The sequence below is a fragment of the Oleiphilus sp. HI0123 genome (assembly GCF_001635315.1).
Map to the genome: position 1 here is coordinate 1 of NZ_LWGE01001097.1, position 6,422 is coordinate 6,422.

Genomic DNA, 6,422 nt, shown 5'->3' on the forward strand with positions numbered 1-6,422 from the left:
GTCAAACACATAAATATCAAGAATATCAGCAAGCAAAAGCAGAGCAAAAGAAGTTAATGAGCTTTGTTTTGAGCTACAAAGATAAACTTCATGATGTCTACCAGGACGACTCATGGAGCGTAGAAAAAAAACGTAAAGAGAAAGATAAGCTGCTGAAGGAAATGAAACTCTCCTTTCAATCTCTAAAGCAGAAGCATGCTTGGGATAGTCGCTATGACCGCTGGGTGAATGAACTTAACAATGCCGGTTTTTCAACCTTATCGAACTATCAGGACTTGGTGCCAGGTTTTATCGCTTTATACCACAGGCTTGGTGAGGATTGGGATGCTTTTTATCAGGAGGTTGAGCGCTTGTCTGAACTTGATAAGTCACAGCGGCATGCGCATTTGAAGTCCTTAAGTGAAGCGATTGGAGAGCATCAATAAATGACACAGAATATTGTTTTGGCACTGGTGATAATTATCTCTCTCTGGGCGCATGTCTGGCTGTATTTATGGATGAAATTCAAAATGGACGAAGGTGTTATTACTCGCTGTCTAAAAGATGCCTCGGTAGACATGCAGAGTGACAGTATTGCTAAGCAAGTCGAGATGAGCGTCGAGCGAGTTGAGAAAGTTTGCCTCCGCAGCAAAGAGATTCAGGTAGGTGAGGGGCACGAGAAAATTATCTCACTATCAGTCACTGGAATTTAAGCAATAATTCCGTTTCGACTTAAGTGTTCGTCCAGGGTAGTGTGGTGAGGGATAGCCTTGCCTGATACCCAGTTAGCTGCTGCTTGCTCTCCAGTTAATGCTAAGACCTTTTGCTCTTTATCCCACTCGTCATTTGAAGCGCTCTTTAGATAAGCGAGTACGTCGTTGTTAGGGGTCTTCAAGCAAGACTTGATTACCAGTCCAGTAATTTCTTCGTATGTGCCTGGGCCACATTGGCCTGTGTTCGTTATAGCGCGGGTTGCCCCTATAAGGTAGAAAGCGCAGGCTTTTCTCAACCAAGCATACTTTTCGCCATGTATATCTCCATAGCGCTTTTTTAGGGGTAGAAGCTGCATACCTGCAAAAACTTGTGCTTCTTTGAGGATAGCCATTTTGTCCTCATATTTCACACTGGCTGAAGCATTTCCTACTAAAGGTTTACGCTCGTCAGTTTGTGTCATTTTTTTAGTATGGTTGAGAGGAGGGTAATCACGATAGAGTGAGCGAATTCTTACGAAGGTGATGATGAAAAGCAAAAAAACAAAGACTTCTGCCAAGTGGATAAGTGCGCTCATGAGTTTCTTCCTTGTAACTATAGATAAGCACTGGGCTCTATCATTCTGAAGACAGTCGGTTCTCGTTTGCATCATACAGACGCACGTAGTGTTAGAAAACAACTCTTTATTCTATAGAGACTGCGCTATCGAATACATAAAACCCTTATATATTTTTGAGAAGTGTGAGGTATTGCTTTTCTAGAGTGTAAAAAATTGCAATAAGTTCACGGTTTCCATTATTCAAAATGTTTGTCATGGAATGAAAAGTGTTTAATCTTCATTCTTAAATTTAATATATTTTTCATGTGCTTACGTGTCAGGTCAGCTTCGTAAAGCCTTTCCGCAACGCAGGGTTTACTGTATAGATGACGTATTATGAAGAAACAAGACATCAGTAGTAACAATAGATCGGGTGAGAGCCAGGTATCAGTGAAGCCAGAACCGGTGGATGAAAGCTGGGCGCTAGCTTTGCTTAATGAAGCACTCATCGAAGAGGCCGCAGAAACTACGATTGAAAGAGCTAAAACTACTGTTGGGAAAGCGGAACAAAACTGTGAGCTTTCAGATGACAGTGTTACCGAAAGTCTTAACGATAATGCTGAAGTGTTCTCGAAAGCGGTAGGCAGCAATGAATTGCCTGAACATTCGTCTTCAGAATCTCTGCAATTAATGTACAGACAACACAGCCTGTCTGCGGACTACGCTCATAGCAATGAGGTGCATAGAAGTGCTTCATTGTCTGCAATTCAAATGCAGCAGATTGTTTTTAATGAAGTTAAAAAATTTAATGCAGAATCAGAAAAGCTGGCAAACCGAAGTGGCAGAAATTGGCTGGCTCGCTTGATTGCAAAGTTTACCGGCAGGTCATGATTAGCTAATTACCTAGCTCGGTAAGGTCAACATAGAAAAGTCTTAAGTGTTAATTCTCTTCCAAGAAAGCCTGGATTCGTTTCTTACAATGCTTTGATAAACTTCCCGACAGATAAAGGGTAGGGTGTTCAGCGCTTTCTTCAAGAATTGAGTCAAGCAATTCGCTTTCATCATCATCTGATAAATTCACAATCCACATATTGATGCGGGTGTCGTCCTGAAGCTGTGCTTCGTTCATGCTGGAGTCAAAACAATGAATTTCTGCATCACAATATAGAGCGAGCTCTTTAGATAAGCTTTTAACATAGAGCTCTAATGATGCGTATACGCCGACGACTCTCTCGGTGCATTCTTCAACAAGTGGTGTAGGAATTGGTGCGTGCATTAATTCTTCGCTTAGCGCTTCTTCTTGGACGATCTCAGTTCTCTCTGTTTCCTCGCTTGCTGGTTCAAGGGCTTTCTCTGGTTCTAGAGTCCGAAGCTCTTCAAGTAATAGTTCAGCTTCGGCGCATATATCATCGAGAATCGAACCGTCCTCTAATAAAGGAGGCTTGCTTTCCTCAATGGAAGATAGCATTACATCTTCATTTTTTGCTTCTTCCGAAATATATACGCCAAAAGGGTTCAAAAGATCAGGTTTGGCGTGATTGTCGTCTTGAGATTGATGCGCTTCAGAGCCTAGAATTGGAATATGCAGGGCATCTTACTCACCAGTTGACCAGATATCTTCCGCATGAGCTGATGAGCCCGTTGGAATATTGACTTTCTTAAGGTCAGACTTGCTCTTAATGCTTTTACTGCCGAACATGTGAATATTCATGATAATGCCTGCAAACTTTAAAGTTAAACTATATTGGTTAATAGATGTTCATAACTAAAGCCTAGTCATTATTACGCAAAAGTAAGCTAAGGTTCTGCAAACAAATGTGAAATCTGGTTTTATGATGGAAGTAATGTGTCACATATTTGGATTATCTCGTGTTTTTGTATTGTGACTAGGTTCAAAATTCGAATAAACTGCGCTTCAGGCAGTATTGGAACTGCCGATAAAAGGGAATTGACAAGTTCATGCAGGGAATAGGGAGGTTCGCCGCAGTGTTTAAACGCCTAAAATTACATAAGAAACCAAAGCCAGATTTACGCTTTATTGACCCTGAAATATACCGGGCTCAGAGGCAAGCTCCCAAACGAAGCACTTCAATACCTTTCACTAGAAAAGGATATGACATAAAGCCGAACAATTTGTATTCGGATGTGTATTCAGGTTTATCGCAGTCAAGCGTCAAAACACACTCTACTAAAACATCTTTTTATCGGACTCGTGCAGGGAAACCTCTATCGGAACCTGAATCGTCGGATAGGCCTGTATACGTAAGTACTGAAAAGGATGAGGCTTTCTATCTGGAAGGTGTGAAAGCTTTGCCTCAAATGCTGGTAGAGGAAAGTCAAAAGCAGGAGCTCAAAGAGCATCCTCATATCGACTTATTTGATATGTTTGTTGCGCAGTCTGATAACGCGAGAGTAATCGTGGGTAATCAGCTCAGTATAGAAGACCGGTATCTTGGGCCAAACTATCTGTGTGAGCGTAGTCTAGGAATATTTTCTGACTCAAAAATGTATTCAGCTTTAATTAGAAAGGAGCTGAGTTCATACCGGGTAGATGTCCGCCACTTTAATCACCCTACTACCTTTGTTGAAAGTCGATATGAGTTCTATGACCGAATTTCTGCATGGATTCTGTTTTTGTCAGATGATTGTGATGAAGGCTTTATTGATCGTTTTCTGGACCGTTACTGTGATAAGCCAACTTTATTCCTGTGCCCCAAAATGAGCAGAAAGAATGCGACTGAGCGTGTGAAGGAATTTATTAATCAATATGGGCTTGAGGAAGAAGTCGATCTCTGCGACTCAGAGATTGAGTTAGTTTAGTGGTTTGTTCGAAAGTTATTTAAAACAAACTCTTCTATTGCTTCTTTAAGGTATAATGCTGCGAATTACTTTTTGGAGCCCAACCACCTCATGACTGAAGAAATTAACTACCAGAATAACCCTTTGCATGGCCTGGGTTTAAAGACGCTTGTGACAGAAATCGTTGATTTCTATGGCTTTCAAATCCTGCACGCATATTTGAATCTGAATTGCTTCAAGACAAATCCAAGTATCGAGTCCAGCGTTAAGTTTTTAAAGAAAACGGATTGGGCTCGTGAAAGAGTTGAAGCATTTTACCTTTACCAGTTTAAAAGTCTCCCTAAGGCTTCCCCTGAGCAGTTCGAATTGCCTCCTCGCGACCGTATTATTCCNGACGGACAAACTCCTGGTGAACCGGCAGAACTAAGCCTTGAAGATGCTGAGGAACTTAGGGAAAAACGAGAGCGAAAAGCTGCAGAAAGGCGAGGTAGTGGTGATAGCTTTTCGAGAAACAGGAAGTTTACCGCTTCGCCCTACACTAAATCTGGATCTGAAAAGACAAGAGATAAGCCTAATAGCGACAACGAAGAATCAGGCGCTAAGAAGCCGAGTAAGCCTTCTTCAGGTGCTGCTGACCCATGGGCTAAGTGGAAGGAATAAGACTCGCGTCACATAATTGCTCCGTATGCTAAATGCGTGAATGATATACTCTCTTCTGAAAAGGATGACTCTTAAAACTCAATTAGTAAAACTTTAGTCTAAGGAAGACGGTTTTTTCTATCAAAAACAGTTTGCTGTTCTGCGTTCTCCCTTGTTCAAGCCTGCCACATAACAAGCTGAATTTTCCTCCACCTGTGGCACGAAAGTTCACTTGCCAGACGTGGTGGATTTTAATAATACGAAAATAAGAATATGAAGATCTTAATGTCTCAAAAGAACAAGCAAACTAAAGTGCCGAACACTTTCTTTATCTTCGTTATATTGGCTGCTCTGCTGAGCCAGTCGGGTTTGGTGATGTCGATGACTATTGGCTCGCTAAGCTATGACGCAGATGTTAATGCTAGCATTATTTCTGATAGCCGAAACAACCGGGATTGGCTACGCTGGGATGAACTGACTGGTAATACTTTGGAAGAAACGCGTGCGTTGACTCAAGGTGCTTACCAAGGTTGGTCTATTGCCAATTCGCTTGATGCCCAGCTGTTTATCGAAGCACTATTGCCTGCTTATAGGGCGACCACTTGTACTGCCTACTCGAGTGAAGGGTGTTGGACAGATAGAGATGTAACGCGAGACTATCACGAGTTAGTTGGCGATACCTTTACAACTGGAAGTGGTACTGACCTAGTCTTTTTTGAGTCTCATAAACCTGATTGGGCTGGATACATTATGACTCGCCAAGATAGGGCCTTAAAGACAGTCGAGAAGAAATCTGAGTTCGATCGTATCGATAACGCTAATCGTTTTGTAGATTCATACGAAGGTACAGGGTGGTTGTTATATAGAGACTGGCCAGTTGATTCAATAGAAGTGAATGAGCCTTCATCACTGTTTTTTAGTTTGTTCCCCTTACTAGGTTTATACAGGTTCGGACGTAAGCACTAGCGATTATAACGAATTGGGATCAGTGTAAAATGTTTTATACACTGATCCCAATGCCTTAAATAAAGCGAGCCCTAAAGTTTCGACCTTTTAGTTTTCCTTTTGAAATTTTCTCAAGCGCTTTGCGACTAACTTTGTGTTCAACCGCAACATAGGCTGAGAAGTCAAAGATATTAATCTTGCCTATCGATGTTGCTTCTATCGTCTTGTCGCCTGTCAGTGCGCCCAATATGTCGCCAGGTCTGACTTTCTGTTTCTTTCCACCGTCAATTTGAATTGTTTTCATTGGTGGGTAAAAAGGCTTTTTGGCAAGGACGTCTGCTGAAGGAAGTGCTTCTGCCACTATTTCTTTGTTCAGGTACTGTTCTAATCTATCTATGCGATAGCGTTCTTTTTCTGCGTAGAGTGTAAATGCCAAACCCTTACTACCTGCACGGCCTGTTCTGCCAACGCGATGAACATGGACTTCGGAGTCGCGTGCTATGTGAAAGTTTATGACAGCATCTAGATCTTTAATATCGAGACCGCGGGCCGCGACATCCGTTGCGACCAGAATTGAGGCGCTTTGATTAGAGAATCTAACAAGAGTTTGGTCTCGATCGCGCTGTTCCATATCACCATGTATCGCAATGGCGCTGAAGTTTCTATCATGTAAGGCATCTGCCAGGTCTTGGGTTTCTCGTTTGGTATTGCAGAAAATCACCGTTGATGGTGGTTGATACTGCATGAGAATACGATGAACTGCATCAATTCGCTCATCTTGATCTGGGAGTTCATAGAAGTGTTGCTCAAT

At 42.0% G+C, this 6,422-nt stretch carries 9 protein-coding genes; 6 read left to right on the top strand and 3 right to left on the bottom strand.

The window, feature by feature from the left end; genetic code table 11:
* Nucleotides 1-425, top strand: a 425-nt coding sequence (locus A3761_RS10815; protein WP_197473014.1) for an aminopeptidase, incomplete at its 5' end; no start/stop codon positions are given.
* Nucleotides 426-692 (top strand): hypothetical protein, encoded by a 267-nt coding sequence (locus tag A3761_RS10820; protein WP_068507777.1) that lies wholly within the window; start codon nucleotides 426-428, stop codon nucleotides 690-692.
* On the opposite strand, the gene A3761_RS10825 is transcribed toward A3761_RS10820, so the two are convergent.
* Nucleotides 689-1,267, bottom strand: a complete 579-nt coding sequence (locus A3761_RS10825; RefSeq protein WP_068507775.1) for a hypothetical protein — start codon at nucleotides 1,265-1,267, stop codon at nucleotides 689-691. The genes A3761_RS10820 and A3761_RS10825 overlap by 4 nt on opposite strands.
* A gap of 357 nt (nucleotides 1,268-1,624) precedes the next feature.
* Between A3761_RS10825 and A3761_RS10830 the strand changes: the two genes are divergently transcribed.
* On the top strand, nucleotides 1,625-2,119 hold the full coding sequence (locus A3761_RS10830) for a hypothetical protein (RefSeq protein WP_068554286.1): 495 nt from the start codon (nucleotides 1,625-1,627) through the stop codon (nucleotides 2,117-2,119).
* Nucleotides 2,120-2,168: 49 nt separating this feature from the next.
* Here the strand turns inward: A3761_RS10830 and A3761_RS10835 are convergent, their stop codons facing one another.
* Nucleotides 2,169-2,696: a hypothetical protein gene (locus tag A3761_RS10835; RefSeq protein ID WP_156490600.1), complete on the bottom strand. Its 528-nt coding sequence runs from the start codon at nucleotides 2,694-2,696 to the stop codon at nucleotides 2,169-2,171.
* Nucleotides 2,697-3,361: 665 nt separating this feature from the next.
* On the opposite strand from A3761_RS10835, the gene A3761_RS10840 reads away from it, so the two are divergent.
* From A3761_RS10840 to A3761_RS10850, 3 genes are all read left to right on the top strand, one after another.
* Nucleotides 3,362-4,048, top strand: a complete 687-nt coding sequence (locus A3761_RS10840) for a hypothetical protein (protein ID WP_156491795.1) — start codon at nucleotides 3,362-3,364, stop codon at nucleotides 4,046-4,048.
* Nucleotides 4,049-4,138: 90 nt separating this feature from the next.
* Entirely contained in the window at nucleotides 4,139-4,687 is a 549-nt protein-coding gene (locus tag A3761_RS10845) for a VF530 family DNA-binding protein (RefSeq protein WP_068507412.1), read from the top strand.
* A gap of 264 nt (nucleotides 4,688-4,951) precedes the next feature.
* Entirely contained in the window at nucleotides 4,952-5,632 is a 681-nt protein-coding gene (locus A3761_RS10850; RefSeq protein WP_068554282.1) for a hypothetical protein, read from the top strand.
* Between the two features lie 55 nt (nucleotides 5,633-5,687).
* On the opposite strand, the gene A3761_RS10855 is transcribed toward A3761_RS10850, so the two are convergent.
* On the bottom strand, nucleotides 5,688-6,422 hold a 735-nt coding region (locus tag A3761_RS10855), incomplete at its 5' end, for a helicase-related protein (protein ID WP_197473015.1).

Coding starts and splice junctions, on each gene's coding strand:
- A3761_RS10820 (WP_068507777.1), top strand. CDS start 426: ATGACACAGAATATTGTTTTGGCACTGGTGATAATTATCTCTCTCTGG.
- A3761_RS10825 (WP_068507775.1), bottom strand. CDS start 1,267: ATGAGCGCACTTATCCACTTGGCAGAAGTCTTTGTTTTTTTGCTTTTC.
- A3761_RS10830 (WP_068554286.1), top strand. CDS start 1,625: ATGAAGAAACAAGACATCAGTAGTAACAATAGATCGGGTGAGAGCCAG.
- A3761_RS10835 (WP_156490600.1), bottom strand. CDS start 2,696: ATGCTATCTTCCATTGAGGAAAGCAAGCCTCCTTTATTAGAGGACGGT.
- A3761_RS10850 (WP_068554282.1), top strand. CDS start 4,952: ATGTCTCAAAAGAACAAGCAAACTAAAGTGCCGAACACTTTCTTTATC.